Annotated in this window: 22 protein-coding genes and 1 tRNA gene; 7 read left to right on the top strand and 16 right to left on the bottom strand. The window is 71.0% G+C overall.

What is annotated here, in order from left to right:
• Positions 1-12 precede the first annotated feature (12 nt).
• From KOL93_RS04945 to KOL93_RS04930, 4 genes are all read left to right on the top strand, one after another.
• Positions 13-88, top strand: a tRNA-His gene (locus KOL93_RS04945).
• Positions 89-297: 209 nt separating this feature from the next.
• Positions 298-639 carry a metallopeptidase family protein gene (locus tag KOL93_RS04940; RefSeq protein WP_221584224.1) on the top strand — a complete coding sequence of 114 codons (342 nt, stop codon included), beginning with the start codon at positions 298-300 and terminating at the stop codon, positions 637-639.
• Positions 636-947, top strand: a complete 312-nt coding sequence (gene clpS, locus KOL93_RS04935) for an ATP-dependent Clp protease adapter ClpS (protein ID WP_374107108.1) — start codon at positions 636-638, stop codon at positions 945-947. Before KOL93_RS04940 ends, clpS begins: the two co-directional genes overlap by 4 nt.
• Entirely contained in the window at positions 944-1432 is a 489-nt protein-coding gene (locus tag KOL93_RS04930) for a DUF2017 family protein (protein ID WP_221584222.1), read from the top strand. Before clpS ends, KOL93_RS04930 begins: the two co-directional genes overlap by 4 nt.
• Positions 1433-1436: 4 nt before the next feature.
• On the opposite strand, the gene KOL93_RS04925 is transcribed toward KOL93_RS04930, so the two are convergent.
• From KOL93_RS04925 to dinB, 3 genes are read right to left on the bottom strand one after another with little or no spacing between them, the layout of a single operon-like run.
• Entirely contained in the window at positions 1437-2045 is a 609-nt protein-coding gene (locus tag KOL93_RS04925) for a nucleoside/nucleotide kinase family protein (RefSeq protein WP_221584221.1), read from the bottom strand.
• The gene (locus tag KOL93_RS04920; protein ID WP_221584220.1) at positions 1994-2314 is read right to left on the bottom strand and encodes a hypothetical protein; all 321 of its coding nucleotides are present in this window, start codon (positions 2312-2314) and stop codon (positions 1994-1996) included. Before KOL93_RS04920 ends, KOL93_RS04925 begins: the two co-directional genes overlap by 52 nt.
• A 31-nt stretch (positions 2315-2345) precedes the next feature.
• Complete coding sequence (gene dinB / locus KOL93_RS04915; RefSeq protein WP_221584219.1) at positions 2346-3608, bottom strand: DNA polymerase IV; 1263 nt, start codon at positions 3606-3608, stop codon at positions 2346-2348.
• 165 nt (positions 3609-3773) lie between these two features.
• Here dinB and KOL93_RS04910 point away from each other — a divergent pair, with 165 nt between their 5' ends.
• Positions 3774-5615 carry a phosphatase PAP2 family protein gene (locus tag KOL93_RS04910; RefSeq protein WP_221584218.1) on the top strand — a complete coding sequence of 614 codons (1842 nt, stop codon included), beginning with the start codon at positions 3774-3776 and terminating at the stop codon, positions 5613-5615.
• Between the two features lie 80 nt (positions 5616-5695).
• Here the strand turns inward: KOL93_RS04910 and KOL93_RS04905 are convergent, their stop codons facing one another.
• Positions 5696-9391 carry a S8 family serine peptidase gene (locus KOL93_RS04905; protein ID WP_221584217.1) on the bottom strand — a complete coding sequence of 1232 codons (3696 nt, stop codon included), beginning with the start codon at positions 9389-9391 and terminating at the stop codon, positions 5696-5698.
• A 98-nt stretch (positions 9392-9489) separates the two neighbouring features.
• Between KOL93_RS04905 and KOL93_RS04900 the strand changes: the two genes are divergently transcribed.
• Positions 9490-10419 (top strand): helix-turn-helix domain-containing protein, encoded by a 930-nt coding sequence (locus KOL93_RS04900; RefSeq protein ID WP_221584216.1) that lies wholly within the window; start codon positions 9490-9492, stop codon positions 10417-10419.
• Positions 10420-10428: 9 nt separating this feature from the next.
• Here the strand turns inward: KOL93_RS04900 and KOL93_RS04895 are convergent, their stop codons facing one another.
• From KOL93_RS04895 to KOL93_RS04875, 5 genes are read right to left on the bottom strand one after another with little or no spacing between them, the layout of a single operon-like run.
• On the bottom strand, positions 10429-11583 hold the full coding sequence (locus tag KOL93_RS04895) for a glycoside hydrolase family 3 N-terminal domain-containing protein (RefSeq protein ID WP_221584215.1): 1155 nt from the start codon (positions 11581-11583) through the stop codon (positions 10429-10431).
• Between the two features lie 43 nt (positions 11584-11626).
• A complete protein-coding gene (gene gatB / locus KOL93_RS04890) occupies positions 11627-13141 on the bottom strand; it encodes an Asp-tRNA(Asn)/Glu-tRNA(Gln) amidotransferase subunit GatB (protein WP_221584519.1) in 1515 nt (504 codons plus the stop codon).
• Positions 13138-14652 (bottom strand): Asp-tRNA(Asn)/Glu-tRNA(Gln) amidotransferase subunit GatA, encoded by a 1515-nt coding sequence (gatA, locus tag KOL93_RS04885; RefSeq protein ID WP_221584213.1) that lies wholly within the window; start codon positions 14650-14652, stop codon positions 13138-13140. The genes gatB and gatA overlap by 4 nt, the downstream gene beginning before the upstream one ends.
• Positions 14652-14951 carry an Asp-tRNA(Asn)/Glu-tRNA(Gln) amidotransferase subunit GatC gene (gene gatC, locus KOL93_RS04880; protein WP_221584212.1) on the bottom strand — a complete coding sequence of 100 codons (300 nt, stop codon included), beginning with the start codon at positions 14949-14951 and terminating at the stop codon, positions 14652-14654. The genes gatA and gatC overlap by 1 nt, the downstream gene beginning before the upstream one ends.
• A gap of 9 nt (positions 14952-14960) precedes the next feature.
• Positions 14961-15182, bottom strand: a complete 222-nt coding sequence (locus KOL93_RS04875) for a hypothetical protein (protein ID WP_221584211.1) — start codon at positions 15180-15182, stop codon at positions 14961-14963.
• A gap of 42 nt (positions 15183-15224) precedes the next feature.
• On the opposite strand from KOL93_RS04875, the gene KOL93_RS04870 reads away from it, so the two are divergent.
• Positions 15225-15662, top strand: a complete 438-nt coding sequence (locus KOL93_RS04870; protein WP_308291540.1) for a MarR family winged helix-turn-helix transcriptional regulator — start codon at positions 15225-15227, stop codon at positions 15660-15662.
• 112 nt (positions 15663-15774) lie between these two features.
• Here KOL93_RS04870 and KOL93_RS04865 read toward each other — a convergent pair whose 3' ends face one another.
• The 7 genes from KOL93_RS04865 to KOL93_RS04835 all read right to left on the bottom strand — a co-directional run bounded on the left by KOL93_RS04865 (position 15775) and on the right by KOL93_RS04835 (position 25869).
• On the bottom strand, positions 15775-16605 hold the full coding sequence (locus KOL93_RS04865) for a DUF559 domain-containing protein (protein ID WP_221584210.1): 831 nt from the start codon (positions 16603-16605) through the stop codon (positions 15775-15777).
• 86 nt (positions 16606-16691) lie between these two features.
• Positions 16692-18386 carry a long-chain-fatty-acid--CoA ligase gene (locus KOL93_RS04860; protein ID WP_221584209.1) on the bottom strand — a complete coding sequence of 565 codons (1695 nt, stop codon included), beginning with the start codon at positions 18384-18386 and terminating at the stop codon, positions 16692-16694.
• Positions 18387-18426: 40 nt separating this feature from the next.
• Entirely contained in the window at positions 18427-20457 is a 2031-nt protein-coding gene (locus KOL93_RS04855; RefSeq protein ID WP_221584208.1) for a phosphotransferase, read from the bottom strand.
• Positions 20450-22222, bottom strand: a complete 1773-nt coding sequence (locus tag KOL93_RS04850; protein WP_221584206.1) for an ABC transporter ATP-binding protein — start codon at positions 22220-22222, stop codon at positions 20450-20452. The genes KOL93_RS04855 and KOL93_RS04850 overlap by 8 nt, the downstream gene beginning before the upstream one ends.
• Positions 22219-23421, bottom strand: a complete 1203-nt coding sequence (locus tag KOL93_RS04845) for a glycosyltransferase family 4 protein (protein WP_221584204.1) — start codon at positions 23419-23421, stop codon at positions 22219-22221. Before KOL93_RS04845 ends, KOL93_RS04850 begins: the two co-directional genes overlap by 4 nt.
• Positions 23421-24653 (bottom strand): glycosyltransferase, encoded by a 1233-nt coding sequence (locus tag KOL93_RS04840; protein ID WP_221584203.1) that lies wholly within the window; start codon positions 24651-24653, stop codon positions 23421-23423. Before KOL93_RS04840 ends, KOL93_RS04845 begins: the two co-directional genes overlap by 1 nt.
• A complete protein-coding gene (locus KOL93_RS04835) occupies positions 24643-25869 on the bottom strand; it encodes a glycosyltransferase family protein (protein WP_221584202.1) in 1227 nt (408 codons plus the stop codon). Before KOL93_RS04835 ends, KOL93_RS04840 begins: the two co-directional genes overlap by 11 nt.
• Between the last annotated feature and the right edge of the window lie 23 nt (positions 25870-25892).

Genomic DNA, 25892 nt, shown 5'->3' with positions numbered 1-25892 from the left:
AGCGGGGACACGGTGGCTGTAGCTCAGCAGGTAGAGCACCGCGTTGTGGTCGCGGGGGTCGCGGGTTCAAGCCCCGTCAGCCACCCCAATCGACAGAGGTCCTGCCTCTCCCGGAAGATCCTCTCTCGTGGCGATCCCGGACCGCATCACCCGAGGCGCGAGCGCGTCGCCGTCCGAGCTGCGCCCTCTCACCTCTATGATCCGCCGCGCCGTCGACCCTCGGCATTGTGTTCACCGACTCTGCCTGGCATGTGCCGCGACGCGGCGACCGGGCCGCCTCCCCGATAGACTCGACGGATGGATGCGGACGAGTTCGAGGCCCTCGTGGTCGACGAACTCGACCAGCTCCCCGACGAGATGGTCGACGGACTCGACAACGTCATCTTCGCGGTCGAGGATCGCCCGGAAGACGGCTCCCTCGATCTGCTCGGCCTCTACGACGGGCTCGCGCTGACGGAGCGCGATCGCTACGGGATGGGCGAGCTCCCCGATCGGATCATCGTCTACCGTGAGCCGCACCTCGCCGCATGCGAGACACTCGAAGAGCTGCGTGATGAGGTGCACACGACGCTCGTGCACGAGATCGCACACTTCTACGGAATCGACGACGCACGACTCCACGAACTGGGATGGGCATGACGGACCAGCAGATGGTATTCGCGTCCCCGGCGCTCGACGAGCAGGTCGATCGCGCCGAGCACCCGAGCGCCGCTGTCCCGTGGCAGACCGTCGTCTGGGACGACCCCGTCAATCTCATGAGCTACGTCGTGCGCGTCTTCCGGGAGTACTTCGGCTTCTCGCGAGATCAGGCGATGGAGCGCATGCTCACCGTGCACCACGACGGCCAGGCCGTCGTGGCCGAGGGCGCGCGCGAGCAGATGGAGCTGCACGCGCAGGCCATGCACGACTACGGCCTGTGGGCCACCGTTCGAAAGGCTCCGCAATGACCGATCAGCTCGTGATCCTCACGCTCACCCGCATCGAGGCGACGCACCTCGTCGATCTCGTCTCGCAGTTCCGCACCCTCGTGACGGAGCAGTCGACCGACGAGGACCCGGCACTCGACCGCCTCACGCCAGACGCGTACCCCGACGACGCAGCGGAGTCCCAGGAGTTCCGGCACGTCACACGAGGTGATCTGCTCGGCCGCCGGGCCCATGATGCCGCGGTCGTGATGGGCGCTCTCGAGCGCATCGAGCATGCCGACCTCGACGAGGCCCTCGCGCCGGTCGACATCTCGATCGCGGGCGACGAGCTCGACTCCTGGCTGCGCACACTCGCGGCTCTGAGACTCGTGCTCGCGAGCCGGCTCGGAATCGACGACGATCACGCGCACGACTCAGAGGATCCCGCCTACGGCCTCTACGAGTGGCTCGGCTACCGCCTCGAAGGGCTCGTGCAGGTCGCCGACGAGCGCGCGGAAGACGAGTGACGCCTCACGCGATATCGAACGACAGGTCGGCGAGAGCGCGCGGGGAGTGCGCGACGAGGTGCGCTTCTTCCTGCGCCGCCCACATGCGCCAGTAGGGCGCGAAGACGTCGCCGTCGCGCGCCAGCGCGCGCGCCCGGCGCAGCTCGGCGGGGCCGTCGATCCAGACGGAGACAGACGAAGGGCGGGCGGACCGGGGCGACAGGGCGCCGCAGCCCTCGATGATCAGCGGACCGGCCGGATCCACGGTGTGCTCGTCCGCGTACCAGCGATCGCGCTCCCAATCCCACCGGCGATACGTCGCGCTCTGCCCTGCCGCGTGCGCCGCCACGAGACGCGCGGTGATCTCCGTCGCCTCGGCCATGCCCGACCAGCCCGGGTAGAACTCGTCGAGCGAGACGACGTGGGCGCCGGAAACGTGCTGTGCCAGGAGATGCGCGACGGTCGTCTTGCCCGCGCCACTGCGGCCGTCGATGACGATGCGCGGGCGCGGAGCGCCCGCGACGGCTCGAAGGACGACGCCGACAACGTCGTCGGGCGCGGTCCTATCTCCTACGGCCAGCGCTACTTCTTCAGGCGCTTGATGACGTAGCCGAGTGTGCGCCCAGCCACGCACACGAACGGCGTCAGCACCGCGATCAGCGTGATGACGTTCGGAGCGAAGCGGAACTCGGATCCGCGGCGGATGTAGGCGCCGATCGGGAGCGAGAAGCCACCACCGCCGCCACCGCCGTTGCCGGCCTCGTCGGATCCCCCGCCGAACCCCGACCACGTGGCCGCGACCGGCAGCACCTTGACGCCGTCGAGATCCTGCTGCTCGCCGTACGAGGCCTTGACACCGAGGTTGCTGCTGAGCTTGCCGAGTTCGATCGCGATGTTGGGCATGGCACCACCGTACCCCGAAAGACGGGGTGCGTCAGTCGCTGATCTCGGGCGGTCGCAGGTGCGACGGCAGGTGCCGGATGCGCGCTGCGGACCCGAGGAACGCCGCCCGTGTGATGGTGCCGGAGCCGAATCTCGCCGAGGCCCGGTCGAGGGCACCCTCGACCTGCTTCCACTCGCTGTCGTCGTCCCACAGCGCCATCGCGGACGACCCCGCGGGCACGAGCCGTTCGGCCTTCACGCCGATCAGCCGCACGGGTGCGCGCACATCGACGGCGTCGAGCAGGTCCCGCGCCTCCTGCCCGATCCGCTGCCCGACGGCGGTCGGCTCGGAGAGCGCATGCGACCGCGTGATCGTGGCGAAGTCGTCGAACCGCAGCTTGAGAGCGACGCCCGAGGCCTCGACCCCTCCCTGCCGGAGTCGGACCGCGACGCGGTCGGCGAGCCGCAGCACCTCGCCGCGCAGGAGCTCGATGTCCGACACGTCCTCGGGGAACGTCTCCTCGTGAGACACGCTCTTCTCGACCCGCTGCGTCTCGATGTCGCGCGCGTCCCTGCCATGCGCGAGCTCGTGGACCCGCTGCGCCTGGGACTGGCCGAGGATGCGCGCGAGGACCGGCACCGGCGTGCCGCGCACGTCGGCGATCGTGCGGATCGCGCGCGACGCGAGCGCCTCCGCGGCCTTCGGACCGACCCCCCAGATCGAGCCCGCCGGGCGCGGATCGAGGAACTCCTGCGTCCGCGCACGAGGGATGAGGAGCAGCCCGTCTGGCTTCGACGCCGTCGACGCCATCTTCGCGACGTGCTTCGTCGCCGCTCCGCCGACGCTGCACGCGACGCCGGTCTCCTCGTGCACGCGCCGGCGGATGATGCGCGCGATCTTCGCCGGCGGCCCCCAGAGACGGCGAGAGCCCGAGATGTCGAGGAACGCCTCGTCGATCGACAGCGGTTCGACGAGCGGCGTGATCGAGCGGAAGATCTCCATGACCTGCGCCGACACCTCGCGATACCGCTCGAAATGCGGGGGGACGACAATCGCATGCGGGCAGCGACGCAGCGCCTGCCCGATCGGCATCGCCGACCGCACGCCGAAGCGGCGGGCCTCGTACGACGCGCTCGAGACGACCGAGCGTCCGTCGCGGTGCGCGATGACGACGGCCTTTCCCGCGAGCGACGGATCGTCGAGCGTCTCGACGCCGACGTAGAACGCGTCCATGTCGACGTGCAGGATGTGCGCGCCGGTGTCGTCCGCGCCCTCGGGCGAGACGAGCCGCCGTGATCCATCCTGCCTGCCCATGGATCCATTCTCTCGCGCGCGGACCCACGGGCGGCCGGAACGCGCGCTCCTCGTGATGAGCGAGTGCGTCGCCCGCCCAGGTCCCCGGTTCACGCGCGGTTCACCGTCGATCCGTACGTTCCGGCACGGCGCCCCCGCGCCGCCGCCCCTCAGAAAGGAACTCCCATGTCCCTCCGCACCTTCCGTCGACGTGCGGCTCTGCCGACGGCGATCGGCGCGACAGCGCTCGCCTCCCTCGCGCTCGCCGTCCCCGCATCCGCGACCGATGGCGTCCTGCTCGACGACTCCGCCATCGCCCCGCACGCGGGCGCCCACGGCCATTTCGTCGACGAGTGGGACTCGAACACCACCGAACTGGATCCCTCCGACAACGCGGCCGTGAGCGTGCTCTCGCGGTTCCGCGACATCTGGTCGCCAGGATCCACGTGGAACGACGGCACGATCGAGGACATCGACGTGCACGAGAGCAACATCGCCCAGTCGGAGGCGATCTCGTCCGGTGCGAGCGACGCCGCCCAGGAGCGGGCCTACGTCATCGATCGGCGCCATCAGAACTACACGGCGGCCGAGGGGCTCGGCGCGTACCGCGGCGCCTACGCGGCCGAGGTGAACCTCGGCACGACGATCCCCGCGGAGGTGCCCGAGGAGGCGCGCACCGAGAAGTTCGACGACGAGAGCAACGAGAACGGCGTCTGGGCCGACGAGGGCGGATCCCTCGGCTCGACCGTGACGCTCGTCAACGCGATCCGCCAGCACGCCGCGAGCTCCAACCCGTCGAAGTACGCCTACCAGTACCCCCGTCCGTTCCGCTGGTCGGACGACGTCGACGTCCCGCCGTTCGCCGCACCGCTCCAGAAGCCGGTCGAGGAAGCCGAGACCGACGGCGGCTTCCCGTCCGGTCACACGAACGCGGGCCATATGGCGGCGAACGGTCTCGCCTACGCCTTCCCCCAGCAGTCCGAGCAGCTCCTGCTGAAGGCGGCCGAGATCGGCACGAGCCGGATCGAGCTCGGCATGCACTCGCCGCTCGATGTCATGGGCGGGCGGATCCTCTCCACGGCGATCACGGCCGGGGCACTCAACGACCCCGCGCTCGCCGATGAGAAGGCGCGGGCCGTGTCCGACGCGCAGGATTGGATCGCGAAGCAGGACGTCGAGCAGACTGCAGTCGAGTACGACGACGCCCTCGAGACCTGGCACGAGTACATGACCTTCGGCTTCGCGCAGACGGGCGACGACGACGAGCAGATGCGGGTGCCGAAGGGTGCCGAGGCGCTCATCGAGACGAGCCTTCCCTACCTCACCGACGAACAGCGTCGGTGGGTGCTCTTCTCGACGGGTCTCGAGTCCGGCTACCCGGTGAACGACGACGCCGAGGGCTGGGGGCGGCTCCACCTCCTCGCGGCCGTCAACGGCTACGGCTCCTTCGACACGGACGTCGACGTGACGATGGACGCTGCAGCGGGCGTCCTGAGCGCTGACGACGAGTGGAAGAACGACATCGACGGCGCGGGAGCGCTCACGAAGGATGGAACAGGAGCCCTCACGCTGTCCGGCGACAACAGCTTCACGGGCGACGTCGTCATCGACGGGGGCGGGCTCACCGCCGCCTCCGTCACGGCACTCGGCATCGGATCCGTCGAGAACGCGGCGGGGACGCTCTCGGAAGACGTCGACGGATCCTCGCTCGCGATCGCCGGGGACTTCGCGCAGGGCGACGACGCGACGCTGTCTCTCACGGCCGCCGATGCCGGTCACGGGAACGGATCCATCGGCCATGGCGAACGCGGGAAGGTCGCCGCCGTGGAGGTCGAGGGCATCGCGCAGCTCGCGGGCTCCCTCGAGATCGCGCTCCCGGAGCTCAAGCGGCTGCCGAAGCGGATCGCGCTCATCGACGCCGACGTGATCGAGGGAGAGTTCGGCGAGTTCTCCGTCGACGGCCTGCCGGCCGGCACCGACGCGGCGCTCGAGGTGACGCGCGGCACGCTCTCGCTCGTCCTCCGCTGATTGTCTGAGCCCGCCGCCGCGGGCCCGGTCGCTCTCAGAGCGACCGGGCCCGCGGCTCGAACAGGGCGACGCCCGGCTGCTCAGCTGACGCCGTAGGCGCGGACCATCGTCTGCGTCACGGACGAATCGCCGTCGGCGCCCGTCATCTCGACGCGCAGGTGCACGAAGGAACCCGCGGGCGCGCCCGGCACGTCGGCCTGCCACGCGGATCCCGCTCCTGTCGCCTCCACCTGCTGCCACGCGTCGTCGGCGATCGCGTCGAACCGCTGCTCGTCGCCGATCGCGAACCACACCTGCACGTCCGACAGCTCTGCGTCGACACGCGGGGCCGCGTCGCTCGATGCCGCCAGCGCGACGGTGACGGCCTCGTCCGCGGGAACGCGGTTCGCGAGATCGACCGGCACGTCGACGTGCGGGATGAGCGCGTCGAGAGCTCCCGCGTCGCCGCCCGTCGTCGTGAACTCCCAATCAGTGGCGTAGGCGAGACCGGTGTTCCAGTCGATGACGCCGAACCCGGCGGGACGCGACCAGTCGACATGCGCACGGATCGTCGCAGTCGCCTCCGGGAGGTCGTAGGTCCCGGCACTCGGAATGGCACGCTCGCCGTCGATCCACATGTCGAACCATCGGCGGTCCGGATACGCCCCGACCGCGTCGTGGCCGCCCGCGTCGCCGTAGTGAGGCACGCTCACCGTGAGCTGGCCGCCCTGGCGGTCGAACATCGACGTGCCGTCGGTCGGCGACACCTGCCCGATCGGGGCCTTCAGCCAGTCGGCGATTCCGCCCTCGCCCGCCGTTCGCGAGCGCGGGCCGTCGAATGCGCCACCCGAGTTCACGTATCCGGGCGCGACGATGCTCGTCCACGCGACGTCGGGACTCGCGGTGAACAGGTCGGTGCGCTCCTGGGGCGCGAGGACCGGCGCGGGAGTCCCCGATGCGTAGGTCGATGAGACGCCGGGCAGCGAGAACTTCGTGTCCGTGTAGAGGAAGCGCTCGTCGCCCTGCGAGTGATACCGACCGGATTCCGCCTGCAGATCCGCATCGCGGACGCGGATGGTGCCGGGGCTCACGCGACCGCTCTGCCGCTCCACGAGGTTGTACGCATAGGGCGAGGTCTCGACGGACGTGCCGTCCCAGGTGACGATCGCTCCCGCATCCGCCTCCGCTGCCAGACGCTCACCGGTGTCGCCTGTCACGACGACGACCGGGATCACTGCACCGTACACGTTCGGGTTGAAGCGTCCCGTGCTGCCGGGCACCGTCACGACCATGCCGACTGCCCCGCGCTCGGCGAGATCCGTCGAGGTCCGCGAGAGCCCTGAGGTGGTCTCCACCTCGACGAGAGCCACGGCGCCGTCGACGTCTCCGTCCGGGCGGACGAGCGGTGCGGATCCGGATCCGTCGAACTCGGGCGCCAGTGCGGCTGGGAACGCGTCGAATCCGCCGGTCGCCGTCTCGAACGTCGCACTCGGCGCGAAGGCGCGCGTCGCCGCGACGAAGGCGAAATCGGGGTCCGTCCCGCCCCTCGAGGCGCCGTAGAGCTCCTCGACATAGCGCGGCGCCGCCGCGAGAGCGGCCATCATCCGGCCCGTCCCCGACATGTCGTAGGTGAAGCCCGCGCCGTAGCCGTACGACTCGCTCTCTCGATCCGTCTTCCAGGAGATCTGCTTCGCGTCCTGGGCGTCGAACGAGATCGTCATGTCGTCGTCGACGCGCAGCCGCTGCTCGGACATCACGGCGAGGGACTGGACGAGACCCGCATTGGAGGAATCATCACGCGTCATCACGTTCGCGACGACCGTGACCTCACCGGCCCGCACGCGCAAATGCGCCTGGCCGTCCCGCACGCCGACCATCGAGGCCTGCCCGTGCGCCGCGTCGACGATCGCCACCGAGGAGGGAGAGACCGCCGGCTGACCGAACCGGTCGGCGACGTCCACCGTCAGGTCGTAGCTCGGCGCCTCGAGGTCGATCGAGATGGGAACGCTGACGCGGACGCCGTCATCGCCGTCGCCGAGGAGGCGCGCGGTGACCGTCCCGTACGCGAGATCCTTGATCGTCGCGCGGGGATCGATCGTGACCGGCACCTCCGCGACGCCGTTGGCCGGGATCGTGATGCGCTTCGCCCCGAGCGTCAGGAAGCTCCCCGCGAGCTTCGTCTCGCGATCGTCGCCGATGAGGTCATCGGCGCGGATCGCCATCGTCACCTCCGAGTCCGACGTGTTGACGAGCGATATGGCGCCGTCGACCGCCTCGTCCTGCGGATAGGCGAGGTCGGCGAGCACGAGGTTGGCCGGCGCCGTGACCGCCTGATCGAGCGCCTGGGCGACGTCGAGATGACCGGCTCCCTCATCGAGCACCGATGCATCCGAGTCCCGCGCCGAGGACGTCAGGACGTCCTTGAGCTGCGTCGGAGTGAGCTCGGGGTCGTCCTGCAGCACAAGAGCCGCGCCGCCCGCGACGTGAGGCGTCGCCATGGACGTGCCCGAATAGCTCGCGTAGGCGCTGCCGTCTCGACCGCCCGCGCGGGCGGCCACGACGTCGACGCCCTGCGAGGCGATGTCGGGCTTCGCTGTGGAACCCCCGAACACCGGTCCACGGGTCGAGAAGCCCGCCGTCTCGCCTGCTCGGTCGATCGCTCCGACCGTCAGAGCCTCGGGCGCGCAGCCCGGCGTCGAGATGGCATGACTCACCGAGGCATTGCCCGCCGCGATGACGAAGAGCGCCTGGTCGCTGAGCGCGCGCACGGCCTCGACCTCCGGACTCGAGCACGACAGTCCCTCCGCGCCGAGCGACATCGAGACGATGTCAGCGCCCTGGTCGACGGCCCACTGCATTCCGGCGACGACACCCGAGGAGGCCCCGGATCCGTCGTCGCCGAGCACCTTGCCGATCAGCAGGTCGGCGCCCGGCGCCATACCCGCGTAGAGCCCCTCGGAGGCCGAGCCCGTTCCGGCGATCGTCGACGCCGTGTGCGTGCCATGCCCATTGCGGTCTTCGACGGATCCGCCGAAGACGAAGGTCTCGGATCCGATCACGCGGCCGGCGAGATCGGGGTGAGCCGTGTCGTATCCCGAATCGAGGACGGCGACGGTCACACCGGATCCGTCGAGCCCGCGATCATGTGCGGCGCCCGCGCCTGTGAGCGGGACGGTCGGGCTCTCGACATCGATCTCGGCCGCGGCCGCGGCTGGCTCGACCGACGCGTGGAGCGCGCGATCGAGCCACAGCGTGGAGTCGCCGGACACCGCGGCTGAGAGTGTCTGCCACGCATCTGCGGCGTCGGACTTGTCGATCGTGACCGCGATGCCATCGAGCGCGGTGAGCTCGCGCGTGACCTCGATGCCCTCTGTGCCGGCGACATCCGCGGCGGACGCGTCGTCGACGATGACGGAGAGTGTGTCGCGGGCCGCGTCGTCATACCCATCGGCGACGAGCCGCGTGACGTTGAAGAGCTCACGGTCGAGCTCGCCCGCGTCGACGCGCGCGAGCACCCCGTCGGGGAAGACATAGAGCCCATTCGCATCCTGGAACGTCGTCGCGACGCCGTCTCGTTCCGCGAGGCCGGCCGAGAGGACCGTCCCCGAGGCGTCGACGTCGACCGACGCCACGTCGCCCGTGACGAGGGTGACGTGGCGGGACGCGGCGGATTCCTGGGCGGCGTCGTCTGCGGGCATCGGCGTCGCGGCAGCGGCATGGGCGCCAGACGCGACGAGACCGAGGGCCGCGAGCGTCGCGGCACCGCCTCGGACGCGCCGGAGAGTGAGTGAATTCATCGGGGGACTTCCTTCCTGAGCTTTCACTGTGCCCCACGCCCGGTGCTCCTCCCTACGCGGGATCGTGGCGAGACACCGCCATGGCGGATAATCGTCAGATGCTCGACGAGATCGGTCTGCCGCTCGGCGGTGACGACGAAGCGGTGCTGCGATCGGTCATCACGCATCCGGCGCGGGGCATCGACGAGCTCGCCGCCGAGGCCGGCCTCGCGCCCGACGCGGTGGCGGCCGCTCTCGAGCGCCTCGGCGAGCACGACGTCGTGGTGGCACTCGACGGCGGAGGATGGGAGGCGAACGCTCCCGATTTCGTGCTGTCGCCGCATGTCGACCGCGCGCGCGAACGAGTGCGTCGCGCCGAGCGCGCGGTGGCCGACCTCATCGACACGTATCACCGCGAGCGCGCCGCGCGGTCGGGCATGGAACTGGTCGAGATCCTCGACGGACCGGAAACGCAGGCGCGCCGACTCCTCGAACTCGAGTTCGGCCCCACCCGCGAGATCCGCGCGATGCAGTCAGGAGCGAACGCCGCGATCGGCACGCGGCACGCGGCGGCCAATCTGCGTGTCAACGCCCGAGCGCGCTACCGCTTCGTCGTCGACGCCGCCTATCTCGCCGAGCCCGCCGCTGTCGAGCTGCTGCAGGGGCACCTGTCGCGCGGCGCCGATGTGCGCGTCGCCGACCGCGTCTCGAAGCTCATCATCGCCGATGACCACTCGGCGATGATCCAGCTCGACGGCGCCGTCGCCGCGGTGCTGCGTCCGCCTCTCGTCTCGCTCGCCATCGACCTGTTCGAGACGACATGGCGCGCCGCCCGCCCGTATGCCGATGAGGATGTCGCCGGCCCCTCGGAGAGCGACCGTCACCTGCTCCAGCTGATGCTGGCGGGCCTCACTGACCAGGCGATCGCCGCACAGCTCGCGACGTCACCGCGCACGCTGCAGCGTCGGATCCGAGCGCTCATGGACGATGCCGGCGTCGTCACGCGCATGCAGCTCGGCGGGTACGCCGTGCGCAGCGGGTGGATCTGACGGCGCGCGTCAGCCGCCCGACACCTGCATGCGCAGCCCCGCAACGCGCGTGGCCGCCTCGTCGAGGCGTGTCGCATCCAGATCCCCGGCTTCCGCGGCCGCGACGATTCCGTCGATGATGGCGGGGCCGGTCTCGGCCGTCGAGCCGATGATGATGAGCGCGAGGTCGGCTCCTGCCGCGATCGCCGACACCGCGTTCTGCACCGGATCCGCATAGCGCGGGTCGCCCGAGGCCTCGAGCATTCCGAGGTCGTCCGTCACGGCGACGCCGTCGAATCCCAGATCGTCGCGCAGGATCCGGTACCACTCCGACGACAGCGACGCCGGGGTGTCGTCGACGGAGCGGAACAGCAGGTGGCCGGTCATGACGAGCTCCGCTCCCGCGTCGATGCCCGCCTCGAACGGGACCGCGTCGAGCGCGCGCCACTGCTCGTACGACACGTCCGTCGCGGGGATCCCCACGTGCGAGTCGCCCTCCGCCGCCCCGTGGCCCGGAAAGTGCTTCAGCGTCGTGAGCACCGTCCCCCGCTCCCCCGCGACGGCCGCCGCGACGCGATCCGCGACCGCCTGCGGATCCGTGCCGTACGAGCGGCGGAAGATGAACGACTCCTCGCTGCGCGGCACGTCGGCGACGACGCCGAAGTTCACGGTGATGCCGGCGTCGGCCAGCAGATCGGCGCGGCCGGCGAACGCGTCGCGGGTCGCCGACGGATCCGAATCCTTCAGGTCGAGGGCGGACGGCAGGTCGTCCCACGGCAGTCGCGAGACGTCGCCGCCCTCCTGATCGATGCCGATGAGCGGAGCGGTATCGGCGGACGACGCGACCGCGTCGGTGACTCCCGAGAGCGCGTCCGCCGTCGGGGGCACGTTGTCGCCCATGAGGATCACACTCTGCGGTCCGCCCTCCACGTAGCCGGCGAAGGCCCCCGGGTCGGTGCCGGCGACGTGCCCCATCACGACGGACGCGGCCTTCTCGCGCGTGGACATGTCGGCGACGAGGTCGGCGGCGCGCTGAGCGACCGTCGGCGGTGCGGGGATCGGCGTCGGGGTGGGTGTCGGCGTCGGCGTGGGCGCGGCCGTGGGACTCGACGGCGCGGGCGACGGCGCGCTCTCGGGCGGCGAGGCGACGCAGCCGACCAGCGCGACAGCGAAGGCGGCCGTCATCGCGATCGATGACAGCCGCCTCCCGCGCACCTTCGGCCTCAGCTCAGCCCTGCGCCCGCTCGAGGATGAGCTCGCGCACGCGTGCCGCGTCGGCCTGGCCCTTCATGGCCTTCATGACCGCGCCGATGACGGCGCCGGCGGCCTGCACCTTGCCGCCCTGGATCTTCGCGAGCACGTCCGGCTGCGCCTGAAGCGCCTCGTCGATCGCCGCGATGAGGGCGCCGTCGTCGCTAACGACGGCGAGACCGCGCGCGTCGACGACCTCGGCGGGCGATCCTTCGCCCGCGATGACGCCCTCGAGCACCTGGCGGGCGAGCTTGTCGGTGAGCGTGCCCTCGTCGATGAGCTTCTGCATCTCGGCGACGTGCGCGGGACTCACGAGGTCTGCCGCCTCCCGACCCTCCGCATTCGCGACGCGCGTGATCTCGCCCGTCCACCACTTGCGGGCCGTCGCCGGGCTCGCGCCCGCGGCGATCGTCTGCTCGACCGCGTCGACCAGACCGCCGTTGGCGACGTCCTGGAACTCGAGGTCGGTGTATCCCCACTCGGCCTTGAGACGGCGGCGCTTGGCGACGGGCGCCTCGGGCAGCTGCGCCCGCAGCTGCTCGATCAGCGCCTCACTCGGGGCGACCGGCAGAAGGTCGGGCTCGGGGAAGTAGCGGTAGTCGTCGGCGTCGCTCTTCGGTCGACCCCGCGACGTCTCCCCCGTGTCCTCGTGCCAGTGGCGCGTCTCCTGTGTGATGGATCCGCCCCCCTCGAGGATCGCGGCCTGGCGACGGATCTCGTATCGCACCGCTCGCTCGACCGAGCGCATCGAGTTCACGTTCTTCGTCTCGGTGCGCGTGCCGAGCTTCTCGGCGCCGCGCGGCCGCAGCGAGACGTTCGCATCGCAGCGCACGTTGCCGAGCTCCATGCGCGCCTCGCTGATGCCGAGGGAACGCGCGATGTCGCGGATCGTCTGCAGGTAGGCCTTCGCGAGCTCGGGAGCCCGCTCCTCCGCGCCGAAGATCGGCTTCGTGACGATCTCGACGAGAGGGACGCCCGCACGGTTGTAGTCGACGAGCGAGTACTCCGCGCCCTGGATGCGCCCCGAGGCGCCGCCCATGTGCGTGAGCTTGCCCGCGTCCTCCTCCATGTGGGCACGCTCGATCGGCACCTCGACGAGCGTGCCGTCGGTGAGCTCGACCTCGACCGATCCCTCGAACGCGATCGGCTCGTCGTACTGGCTGATCTGGTAGTTCTTACCCAGGTCGGGATAGAAGTAGTTCTTCCGGGCGAAGCGGCTCGAAGGGGCGATCGAGCACCCCAGCGCGAGGCCCAGGCTGATCGACGAGAGCACCGCCTCGCGGTTCACGACCGGCATGGATCCGGGGAGCCCGAGATCGACCGGCGCCACGAGCGAGTTCGGCGCCGCGCCGTGATTCGCCTCGTTGGCGGGGTTTCCCGCCGCCGAGAACATCTTCGTCTTCGTGTTGAGCTCGATGTGCACCTCGAGGCCGATCACCGGCTCGAACAGCTCGAGCGCGCGATCGAAGTCCATCAGCTTCGCCGCCATCAGCGTGCCCCTCCCTGGAGCTCGGGAGCCCTGTCGAGCAGCGAACCGCCCCACTCGTCGACGAGCAGCGCTTCGAGCGCGGCGCCGACACGGTAGAGGCGCGCGTCCTCGCGAGCAGGTGCCAGGAACTGGATCCCGACGGGCAGGCCGTCGTCGGATGCGAGTCCGGACGGAATCGAGATGCCGGGGACGCCCGCGAGGTTGGCCGGGATCGTCGCGAGGTCGTTCGCGTACATCGCGAGCGGGTCGCTGACCTTCTCGCCCAGACGGAACGCCGTCGTCGGCGCCGACGGCGTCGCGATGACGTCGACCTCGGCGAAGGCGTTCGCGAAGTCCTGCTGGATGAGCGTGCGGACCTTCTGCGCGCTGCCGTAGTACGCGTCGTAGTAGCCCGCCGACAGCGCATACGTGCCGAGGATGATGCGGCGCTTGACCTCCGGGCCGAAGCCCGCGTCGCGCGTCGCCGACATGACGTCCTCGACGGTGCCGCCGGGGACGTCCTGGCGCATGCCGAATCGCACGGAGTCGAACTTCGCCAGGTTGCTCGACGCCTCGGCGGGGAGGATCAGGTAGTACGCGGCGATCGCGTACTCGAAGTGCGGGGCGCTGATCTCGACGATCTCGGCGCCGGCGCGCTCGAGCTTCTCGATCGACTCGCGGAACGACTGCGAGACGCCGGCCTGGAAGCCGCTGCCCTGCAGCTGCGTGACGACGCCGACCTTGAGGCCGGCGAGGACCTCCCCCGTCGCCCCCTCGCGCGCCGCTGCCGCGAACGACGGCCAGTCGTCCTCGAGGCTCGTCGCGTCGTGCACGTCGTGCCCGCCGATGACATCGTGCAGGAGCCCGGCGTCGAGCACCGTGCGGCTGACGGGGCCGATCTGGTCGAGGCTGGAGGCCAGGGCGATCGCGCCGTACCGGCTCACGCCGCCGTACGTCGGCTTGATGCCCACGGTTCCCGTGACGTGCGCGGGCTGGCGGATGGATCCGCCCGTGTCGCTTCCGAGCGCGAGCGGCGCCTCGAAGGCCGCGACGGCCGCCGCAGATCCGCCGCCGGAGCCGCCGGGGATGCGGTCGAGATCCCAGGGGTTGCGCGTGGGGCCGTAGGCCGAGTGCTCAGTCGACGAGCCCATCGCGAATTCGTCCATGTTGGTCTTGCCCAGCGGCACGAGGCCGGCGGCGCGCGACTTCGCGACGACCGTCGCGTCGTACGGCGACAGATAGCCCTCAAGGATCTTCGAACCGGACGTCGACGGCATGTCGGTCGTGACGAGCACGTCCTTGATAGCGATCGGGACGCCCGCGAGCTCGTGGAGCTGCTCGCCGGCCCGACGCGCGTCATCGATCCGCGCCGCCTGCTCGATCGCGTGGTCGGAGACGTGCAGGAACGCGTTCACCTCGCCGTCCACCTGCGCGATGCGGTCGAGATGCGCCTGCGTCGCCTCGACGCTCGACACCTCACCGGATGCGAGCTTCGCCGCAAGATCGGCCGCAGTGAGCCTCGTGAGATCTGCCATCACTGCTCCTCTCCCAGGATCGCGGTGACGCGGAACCGTCCGTCGTCGGCGTCAGGGGCGTTCTGGAGCGCCTGCTCGGTCGTCAGCATGTCGCCGGGCTCGTCGGCGCGGAACACGTTCTGCAGCGGGATCGGATGGCTCGTGGCGGCGACGTCATCGGTGGCGACCTCACTCACCTTGGCGATGTTCGTGACGATGGCGTCGAGTTCGCCGGTGAGGCTGGTCACCTCCTCGTCGCTCAGCTGGATCCGGGCGAGCACACCGAGATGGCGCACGAGATCAGGGGTGATTTCAGACACCACGCCAGTCTACGCGTCGGATGCTCCGGGGTCGGGACACCGCAGATCGCCGCGTGCGCTCGTGATGTGCTCCGACTTCGGCCGGCCGCACGATTCGCAGGGCGGCGGCTCGGCGTCGCCGTACGGCCCGACCTGCGCCGGACCGCCGTAGCGCACCAGCCGCTCGTTGAACCAGCGGTAGAAGCCACCGCCGTCTCGGATCCGCTCCCGGAGTGGTCTCTTTTGCGCCATAACTCTTAGTGTACTAAGCGTTTGGGAGCGTAGAGTGACCTCGTGACCGATCCGAGAGACGACCTGCTCCTCCTCGACAACCAGCTGTGCTTCGCACTCGTCACCGCAGCGCGCAACGTGGTATCGATCTACCGGCCCGTTCTCGAGCCGCTCGGTCTCACGCACCCGCAGTACCTCGTGATGCTCGCGCTCTGGGAGGAGTCGCCGCGCTCGCTCGGCGATCTCGCGGGCTCCCTCGCCCTGGAAGCGGCCACCGTGTCCCCTCTCGTCAAGCGCCTCGAGGCGCAGGGACTGGTGCACCGGGAGCGCCGGTCGGGAGACGAACGACGTCTCGACGTCGGACTCACGGATGACGGGCGCGCCCTTCGTGAACGGGCGCTGGAGGTGCCGGGCCAGATCATGTCGACGACCGGCCTCGGCCGAGAGGATCTCGCGCACATCCGCGACGCCCTCGCACCGTTCGCGGGGCGTCGCGTCTGATCCATCTGCGCCGCTCACGGATCGCTGATCCGATGCGCATCCAGCGGATGAATGCAGATCCAGCGGATGGATGTCGCGTTCTCGTCCGCTGGATTCGCAATGATCCGCTGGATCACCCACGGGCGAGATGAAGTCCGCGTGCGATGGCGGCCAGTATCCGCTCCTGGACCGCGGGCCACTCGTGGTGGAGCTGCCACACCGTGATCCGGATCACGTGGTACCCCGCGGCAAGGAGTCCTGCGTCGTGTGCGACGTCGGACGCACGCTGAGCGCCGACGTGATGCCCGCCGTCGACCTGGATCACGAGGCGATCTCCGATGAGGAGATCGACCCGATGGCCGAGCAGCCACACCTGGCGGCGCAGGGGCACGCTAAGCCACCGCAACCGCGCGAGAATGACCGACTCCGTTCCGGCATCGGCGTGCGGCACCGCATCGCGCGCGAGTCGGCGCGAGCGCTCCGTCGTCGCCAGCGCCGTCAGGGAATCGATGTCGGTCTGCCCCGTGCGCAACGCGCTCTCCCACACGGCGAGGGCATCCTCATAGGGCTGGCATTCCGCAACGAGAGCAAGGACGTTGTCGAGTGGATCCACCAGCGCATCCGGATCGCGCGGAGCCGGGGGCACCCGCCAATGCAGGAGCGCGGCGGTCTCGCGGCGCGGATGCCGATCGACCCCGATCCCGACGTGGACTCCACCGTCATCGATCTCCCAGAGCCCCCGCCGCGCAGCCTCTGTGACGCAGGTGATCACCACTCCCGTCTCCGCGGCGGCGACGAGCATCGGATCCGCATCGGGCACCGCGATCCATCCTCTGCGCGGTCGGAACAGCTCGCCTCGACGGACGTGCGGATCCACACGTCGCGGAGGAACGTTCGCCGCATCGAGGAGAGTCCGCGTGCGCATGACACCGCCGCGTGAGGCGACGAGGCTCGGGAGATCCATCTTCCGAGCGTGCCGAAGCCGTGCCGGCCGACCGAGCTTATCCACAGGGCAGGTTCCGAAAACCAGCCTGTGGACGAGGCAGAGGCCTACGCCTCCGACGCGAGCAGCTGCTCCTTGACCTGGCGGCGCATGACCTTGCCGATCATCGACTTCGGCAGCTCCTCGACGACGACGAGACGCCTCGGCGCCTTGTAGGGCGTCAGCACCTGCTTCACGAAGTCGCGCACGTCGTCGGGGTCGAACGCCGGCACGCCGTCGAGGACGACGGCGGCGACGACCTCCTCGCCGCTGTCGCCGGGAAGGCCCACGACCGCCGCGTCCTCGATCGCGGGGTGCTGGCGCAGCGCGATCTCGACCTCGGTGGGCGCGACGTTGAACCCGCCGGTGATGATGAGCTCCTTGATGCGGTCGACGACCGTCAGGAACCCGTCCTCGTCCATCTCGACCACGTCTCCCGTGCGGAACCAGCCGTCGACGAACACCCGCTCGGTCTCCTCCGGCTTGCCGTAGTAGCCGCCGAACACCTGGGGGCCGCGCACGAGCAGCTCCCCGGGCGTGCCCTGCGGGACGTCGACCGCGGGATCCTCGGGGTCCACGACGCGCACCTCCGTTCCCGGCAGGGGCAGGCCGATCGTGCCGGCCTTGCGCGTGTCGGCGACGGGGTTGACGACGAGGACGGGCGAGCACTCCGAGAGGCCGTAGCCCTCGACGAGCATGCCCTTCGTCTCCGCCTCCCACGGGGTCACGAGCTTCTCGTCGAGCGCCATGGCCCCCGAGACGCCGATCTGCGTGCCTTCGAGCGAGACGCCCTTCTCGCGTGCGCGCTTCAGCAGCCGCTCCGCAATCGGCGGAACGGCGGGAAGGACGGTTGCGGGGTGCTTCTTCGTGACGTTCAGCACCATGTCGGGGTCGAACTTGGGAAACAGCACGAGGCGGGCCGCCTGCGACATCGCGAACGTGAGGCACAGGGTCAGCCCATAGGCGTGGAACATGGGCAGGACCGCGTACACGACAGTCCCCTCTCCCCGCGACACGGTCGGCGTCCATGCGCGTGCCTGCGCCGCGTTCGCCAGGAGGTTCCGATGCGTGAGCGAGGCGCCCTTGGGATCGCCCGTGGTGCCGGAAGTGTACTGGATCACCGCGATGTCGTCGGTCGTCGGACGGGCGACGTCCGCACCGACGGGGTCGGACCCGACGACCTCCTCCCACGACACCGTGCCGTGCACGCGGGTCGTGAGCTGCGTGCGGAGCGTCCGCACCTTCGGGATCGGCAGCTTCAACGCGAACTGCATGGCGCGGGGCATGCCCTTGGTCACGTCGACCGAGACCACGGTGTCGAGCGCGAGGTCGACGGGGAACTCCTGCACCGACCGGACGACGTTGTTCCACACGATCGCGTGCCGGGCGCCGTGATCCTCGAACTGCTTGCGCAGCTCGCGCGGCGTGTAGAGCGGGTTGTGCTCGACGACGATCGCGCCGAGACGCAGCACCGCGTAGAACGCGACGATGTGCTGCGAGCAGTTCGGCAGGATGAGGGCGACGGGGTCGCCCTTCCGCACGCCGAGCCGGCGCAGACCGTTCGCGGCGCGCTCGATGGCGTCCGCGAGCTCCGCATACGTGGTCTCGCGGCTGAAGAACTCGAGCGCCGGGGCGTGCGGGTGGTCGGCGGCCGAGTCGGCGACGAGATCCATGAGGGATCCCGTGACCGGCTCGAGATCGGCGGGGACGCCCGGAGCGTAGGAGCTCACCCAGGGACGCGGCGGGTCGAACGCAGTGGTCACCTGGCAATCCTACGGGCCAGCCCGGCCGGCCCCCGCTGCGTCAGTCCGGATCCTCCTCGAGCGCGCGGCCGAGGAGGACCCGCGAGATCTCCTCTGCGCCCGGCCTGGCTCCGTACACACCGGCAAGACGCAGGCGCGTCGCGCGCGCGTATGCCGGGATCCGTGCGCGCACGGCATCGGGGAGCTCGCGCACGACGCTCGTCTCGAGCGCCTCGCGCGCGAGCGCCGCCCGGCGCGGCGTCAGCAGCCCCTGGAGCTCCCGCAGCTCGACGTGCACGAGGAGGTTCGCGACGTCGACCGCCCCTTCCCCTGCCGCAAGCGTGTCGACGTCGATGAGGCCGAGCTGCGACGCGGGACGCTCCGCCGCCACGAGAAGCTGCTTGTCGTGCAGATCGCGGTGCAGGACCACCGGATCCGTGGCAGGGGCACCCTCGAGATCGCGCGTGACGGCGTCGACGGCGCGGGTGACCACGTCCGCGGGGAGCACACGCTCGGCGCGGGCGAGCTGACGCCGCGTCGCTGCGAGCTCCTCGGCGACGCCGTGCATCGGCAGAGCCTCGGTCGGCAGCTGCTGCAGCTCGCCGATGGCTCGCCCCGCCGTGGTCCAGGCGGCCGCGATGTCGGCGTCGGGCGCGCCGGGATCGCCGCCGAGCTCGAGGAGCGTCCGCTCGCCCACGCTCGTCAGCGCGATGAGCCCCCGGTGTGCGGAGGACCACAGGATCTGGGGCGTGCGCACCGCGCGCAGGTGCTCGACCCGACGGGCGCGGTCGAGCACGCGGTCCGCGCGCGACGGGCGCACGACCTTGACGAAGCGCGTCTTCCCCGCCTCGACGCTGCGCACGACGGCGCGACGCCCCGGCCGGTGCACGACCAGCTCGGCCCCGGGAAGCGCCAGGGCCGGCCGGAGCCCGGGCAGCGCCTCGTCGGACGGCATCGCGAGGCGAACGGCGACCGCGAGACGGCGCGAGATCTCCGCCTCCCAGCCGCTGCGCCGGGCGCGGAACGGCTCGACGGCGCGCTGCAGCAGGGCCCCGGCCGTGAGAATGCGCAGGTCATCGTGATCGACGGATCCGCCCGCTCGCAGGTACGCCTCGACGAGCGGCGGCGAGGGAACGTCGGCGCCGCGGGCGATCTCGTCGCCCGCCCAGCACGCGAGATCCGCGAGCGGGTCGCCGATGCGCGCACGGTCGAGATCGATCACGTGGAGGTCCGCGCCGTCCGCGATGAGCTGGTCGATGGAGAAATCGCCGTGCACGATCGCAAGGGCGTCGCGTGCACCCACGATGCGTCGGACCGCGCGCGCGATGCGCTGCGCCGCCGCGATCTCGCGCGGCGCGACGTGCGCGATCGCGTCGAGAGCACCCGCGATCTCGGCCTCGCGGTCCGCACGCCATCCCGCGAGATCCTGCGGGCTGATCTCGGCCTGGGCCGCGTGCAGGTGCGCCAGCGCCCGGCCCGCTGCGTCGATCGCGTCTCGGTCGCCCGGCTCCGGTGCGCCGCCCGGCAGGAGCCGCGTCTCGATGATGCCTCGCGCGAGATCCTCGCGCGTCACTGCGGCCGTGGGCAGGTGCGCTCCCGCGAGGGCGTGCGCGGTCGCGGCCCGCTCGCCCGCGGCCGGAGCATGCACCTTGATGATCGTGCCGCACGCATCGCAGCGGGCGACCCAGCGGCGCCCCGGCTTGTAGACGAGGACGCTCGCGTGCGGATGATCGGCGCGGGCGCTCGCGATGCCGGGAAGCGCGGGGTCCGCGACATCGGCGAACACCCCCCACGCACGCTCCTCGTCGTACACGAGCACGGCGTCGCGCTCGTCGGCGTGACGCGCCGCTCTGGCCAGCTTGCGCTCCCCGGGCGCGACGTGCGCGACCGACCGGGCCCACACGATCCGCCCGTCCGCGCGACAGATCTCGACACCCGCCTCCGCCGACACGCCCGGCTTGTAGCGCACGTAGGCGACGCGCACGGCCGGCACCCCGAGCCGGCGCGCGAGGGCGGCTCCCGACAGAACATCGCCCAGGGACGCGAGTGACGGGTCCGCGTCGAGGATCCGCTGGTCGTCGAGGTCAGGCACCGAGCGACTCCTTCGCGCCGTTGAGGATCGACAGTCGGCTGCCGGGGAGCTTCAGCAGCTCGGTCGGCGCCCCCTGCTCGACGATGCGGCCGCGATCGAGGACGACCACGCGATCGCACGCGATGGCGTCGTCGATGTCGTGCGTCACCACGAACGTCGTGCGCCCCGTCGTGAGGCGCGCGATCGCGTCGCGGACGGCCTGGCCGCTCGTCGCATCCAAGCCCGTCGTCGCCTCGTCGAGGATGATGATGCGCGCGTCGCGCAGGATCGCCCGAGCGATCGCGATGCGCTGCCGTTGCCCGCCGGAGAGCGTGTCGCCGCGTTCGCCAACGACCGTGTCGAGGCCGTCGGGCAGATGAGCCGTGAACTCCGCCACGTTGGCCACCTCCGCGGCCCAGTCGACGTGCTCGTCGGTGGCCGCGGGACGCCCCATGCGGATGTTCTCGCGGATCGTGCCCGCGAACAGCACCGACTCCTGCAGCACGATCGACGTGGCCGACCTCACCGAGTCGAGCGTGCAGTCGCGCAGGTCCCGGCCGTCGATCTCGACCGATCCGGACTGCGGATCCTGCAGGCGCAGGAGCAGGCTCGCGAGCGTCGACTTCCCCGAACCCGAATGGCCCACCAGCGCGATGCGCTCCCCCTCGTCCACCTCGAGGTCGATGTCCGTCAGCGACGGCGTCTCGTCGTCGTACGACGCCGACACGCCGCGGAAGCGCACCCGGCCGTCGGGCCGGGCGAGGTCGTGCGCCCCCTCGCGATCGCGGATGTCGGGATCCTCATCGACGAGGGCCAGGATCCGCTCGCCCGACGCGGCGGCCTTCGCGATGCGGCCCGTGTACTTCGCGAGGTCTCGCATCGGCTTGAAGGCGCCCTTGAGGTACTGCACGAACACGACGAGCTCGCCCGGGGTGAGATGACCGTTGAGAACGCTCATGCCGCCGACGAGCAGCACGGCGCCCGTCGCGATGCCGACGAGGACGTCGGTCGAGCGCTCGAGACCCGCCGCCAGCTTCGTCGCGCGCACGCCCTCCGTGAGCTCGCGCTCGTTCGACTCGGCGAACTGCCTCTCGAGGCTCGACTCGAGCGTGTACGCCTGCACGACCTTCATGGCGCCGAACGTCTCGCCCGCCGCACCGGCGAGATCGCCCTCGCGCGCACGCTGCACGCGCGCCGCCGTGGTGATGCGGCGCGCGGCGATGCGCGACGACATCAGGAAGACCGGGAAGGCGGCGAGGATCACGAGGCCCAGGCGCCAGTCGAGGATCATCATCACGGTGAACATCGCGACGAGCGTGACGCAGTTCCCGATGAGCGGCATCGCCGCCGTCACCGCCACGTCGCGGAGCTTGCCGACGTCGCTCACGAGGCGATTGATCAGGTCACCCGAGCGGGTGCCGCTGTGGAATCGCAGCGAGAGTCTCAGCGCATGCGCATAGACGTGCCCGCGCACGGCGTTCATCGTGCGCGTGCCGGCCAGTGCGAAGCAGACCGTCATCAGATAGGACGACAGCGCGCGCAGGCCCGCGGCGGCGATGACGCCGCACGCGCACGCGATCAGGAGGCTGATGATGCCGGGGCTGTCCGCCGCTCCCGGCACGATCACCGCATCGATCACGAATTTGAGCGGCCACGGCTCGATGATCCGGAATGCCACCTCCGCGAACATCGCGACGAATCCACCTGCGACGAGTCGGCGATTCGGCCGCAGATACGGACGCAGATACTGGGTGAGGCGCCGGAGGGATCCGCTCTTCGCACTCATCGTGTCGCTCCTGCCGAGGTGTCGAGGACGAGGCCGGCCCCGGCGAATGTGCGGCGGACGACATCGCGCCACGTGCGCTGCTCCTCCACGACCGACCGTGCGGCACGGCCCATCTCGCGACAGCGCGCCGGGTCGCCCGCGAGAGCGCGGATCGCCGCCGCGAGAGCCGCCGCGTCGGACCCCGGGACGAGGATGCCCGTGCGACCGTCGTCGACGAGCTCCGGCAGCTGACCGACGCGTGACGCGACGACGGCGACGCCCGCCGCCATGTACTCGATGACCTTGAGCGGCGAGAAGTAGGCGTCGCCCTCGGCGGGGTACGGCGCGGTCCCGACGTCGCACGCCGCCAGCCTGCCAGGGACGGTCGAGGGATCCACTGCGCCGACGAACTCGACGCCGTCCGCGACGCCGAGTCGTGTCGCGCGCTCCTCGAGGCTCTGGCGCTCCGGCCCGTCCCCCACGATCAGGAGGCGCGCGACTTCGGGGCCGACGCCGAGCAGGGCGAACGCATCGATGAGGGTGTCGGTGCCGTGCCAGGGCTTGAGCGTGCCGACGAACCCGATCGTGAACGGCGTGCCCGGGACGGAGTCGCCCTCGGCGCGCGGGGTGAAGCGGTCCGCGTTCACCCCGTTGGGCTCGACGAGGATCTCCCGACCGGGCGCCTGCGTGCGCGCCCAGCGTGCGACCCCCTCGGACACGCACACGACGGTCGTCGCGCCGGCGATCGCCTCGCGGGCCACGGCGTCCGCCTCATCGGCGTGGACGAGCGCGCGGTGCGCGGCCTGCTCGAGCGGAAGCGGTGCGTTGACCTCGAGAATCGACGGCAGCGCATGCGCCGCTGCAACCCGCGTGCCCGCCGTGCTGAACAGCGCGTAGCGCTCGTACACGGCGTCGAACGAGCGCTCGGCGTGCACGTCGGCGATGCGCGCGGCCATCTCGACGTCGCCCGACATCAGCCGGACCTCGCGGTCTCCCGCGTCTGAGCCGCTGATCCGCTCCGCGACGTGCACCCGCAGGCGACCGCTCTCGCGTCCGTCGGCCAGCGCGCCGGACGGCGCCCCGCCCGTACGGCGGCAGAACAGGTCGACGTCGTGGCCCGACGCGAGCAGGACGCCGACCACCTCCTGTACGTGGACGGACGCGCCCTTCGTGCCGAAGACGGGGATCCCGGGATCGGCGCAGACGTAGGCGATGCGCATCAGGCCACCTCCGCCAGCTCGCGCTCCGCCGGCGCCTGCACCAGCTCCTCGAGCTGCTGCGCCTGGCGCGTGCTCGCGAACTCCCGCTCGACCAGCGCCCGTGCGGCGGCCGCCAGTCGTTCACCCCGTGCGGGGTCGTCGAGGAGGCTCGCGATCGCGGCGGCGAGGCCGGGCGCATCGTGCTGCTCGACGCGCAGGCCCGTCTCACCGCTCCTGACGGCCTCGACGATCCCCGTCACGTCGGTCGAGATGCACGGCGTGCCGAGCGCCATCGTCTCGAGCAGGACGGTCGGCAGACCGTCGGCGTTGCCGTCGGATCCGACGACGCAGGGCGCGGCGAAGACGCGCGCCGCCGCGACTTCGTTCCGGATGTCCTCTTGTGGCATCGGGCCGGCGAGCGTGACGAGATCCGCGACCCCGAGGCGGCGCGCGAGCTCCGAGAGCTCGCCCTCGAGCGCTCCTCCCCCGACGATGCGGCAGCTCACATCGCGACCGCCCCGGCGCAGATGCGCGACCGCCTCCACGAGGTACCGGAAGCCCTTCTTCTCGACGAGTCGGCCGACCGCGATGACCTCGGGTGCGCCCGCGACAGCCGCCCGCGTGCGGAACGGAAAGGCCTCCGTGTCGATGCCGTTGTAGACGCGCACGACCGGCGTCGACGCGGCCGACGGCGCCGTCTGCGCGAGATGGCGCACATTGAAGTCGGACACGGTCACGACGTGGTGCGCGTCGCGCACCTTCCGGTCCACGTCGAGCGGATCCACGGACTCGTGGAACAGATCCTTCGCGTGGGCCGTGAACGAGTACGGGATCCCCGTGAGCAGCGAGGCGAGACGGGCGATCGTCGTCGCCATGCTCGCGAAGTGCGCATGCAGATGCGTGATCCCGTCGTCGAGGGCGCGCCCGGCGACGTCGACCGCCTGGGCGGCGTCGCTCGCCTCCGCCGTGAGCAGCTCCGGGAGGGCGGCGACGAACCCGGGCAGCCGTTCGGCGCCGCGGAGGATCTCCCAGAGCGACTCGGCCGTGCGCGGACGCGAGAGATACGACACCGGCGCCTGCACGCGGCCGAGCGCCCCATGGAAGCGCGGGTCGGCCGGTGGGCGCATCGAGTAGATACGGAGGTCTGCGCCGCGCGCCTCCCGCGCGAGGATCTCGGTGACGATGAACGTCTCGGAGAACCGCGGGTACATCTTCAGGACGTAGCCGATGCGAACCTTCTGCTCAGCATGCATGGATCTGCTCCTCTCCGCGGCGCGCGGGGATCAGGGATTCGAACAGGGCGAGGACGCGGGTGAGGCCATCGAGGTCGATCGCGTCCGTGCACGCGGGAAGGCACGATCCGGTGACGTTGCCGTCGAGCCAGTCGCCCATCGCCGCCGGCGTCATCGCGGCCGGGTCGAGCACGTCGACGAGGCCGCGATCGCGCATCGCCTCCGCACGCACCATCTGCTCGCGCCGCGGGTGCACGCGCGGCACGACGAGCATCGGCGTCCGCGCCGCCAGCGCCTCGCACACGGTGTTGTAGCCGCCCATCCCGATGATCGCCGCGGCCCCCGCGATGAGCGCCGCCGCATCCTCGACGTAGGTCGCGACGACCATGTCATCGCGACCGTCGACGATCCGCTCGATCATCTGGCGCGCCGATGCGGGCATCTGCGGCCCGGTCACGAGGATCCCGCGGTGGCCCTGCGGGATGTCGGCGAGAGCGAAGCTGTGCGCGACGTCGACACCGTCCGCGCCGCCGCCGACCATCGCGAGAACGTAGGGTGCCCCGGACGCGGCAGGCACATCGACCGCGCGGCCATTCGCGAGGTACCCCGTGTACGCCACGTCGACGAGGATCCGGTCGGGGAGGTGGAGTCCCGCCAGCGGATCGTGCAGCTTGCGGTCGCCGTAGACCCACACATCGCTGTACCAGCGGCGGAGCACCTCGGACGTACGGTCCGCGTTCCACTCGGTCCTCGTCGTCTCGGCGTCGTCGAGGACGTCGCGCACCCCGAGCACGATCCGCGTGCCGCGCGCCGCGAGCAGGTCGAGCGCCGGCTCGAGCTCGCCGCCCAGACCGCGCGCGTGCTTGTCGACGATGAGCACGTCCGGGCGGAACTCGTCGAGGGCCGCGAGCAGGATGCTCTCCCGCAGGCTGAAGAGGTGATCGTGCGCCAGCGTGAGATGACGGGCGCCATAGGTGCCGTCGGCGCCCTTGGCCATCGCGGGGAGCGCGACGATGTCGCAGCGCTCCGGGTGGTTTCCGGACACGGCGCCCGCCGCGCTGGTGAGCAGCAGGATGTCCGGGCACATGTCCGAGGCTGACAGCGCGTGCGCGATCGCGAGATTGCGACGGATGTGTCCGAGCCCAAGCGCATCATGCGAGTAGAGGGCGACACGTGGTGCGCCCGCACGCCGTGCGATCGGATGCGGCACCGGCGGTGCGTCCATCAAGACCGTCATGAGTCCTCCCGAACCTCTCGTGC

It is taken from the genome of Microbacterium salitolerans (assembly GCF_019720895.1).
Classification (GTDB): domain Bacteria; phylum Actinomycetota; class Actinomycetes; order Actinomycetales; family Microbacteriaceae; genus Microbacterium.
Note: the sequence above shows the minus strand (reverse complement) of the source record. Positions and strands in the feature narration are given on the sequence as shown.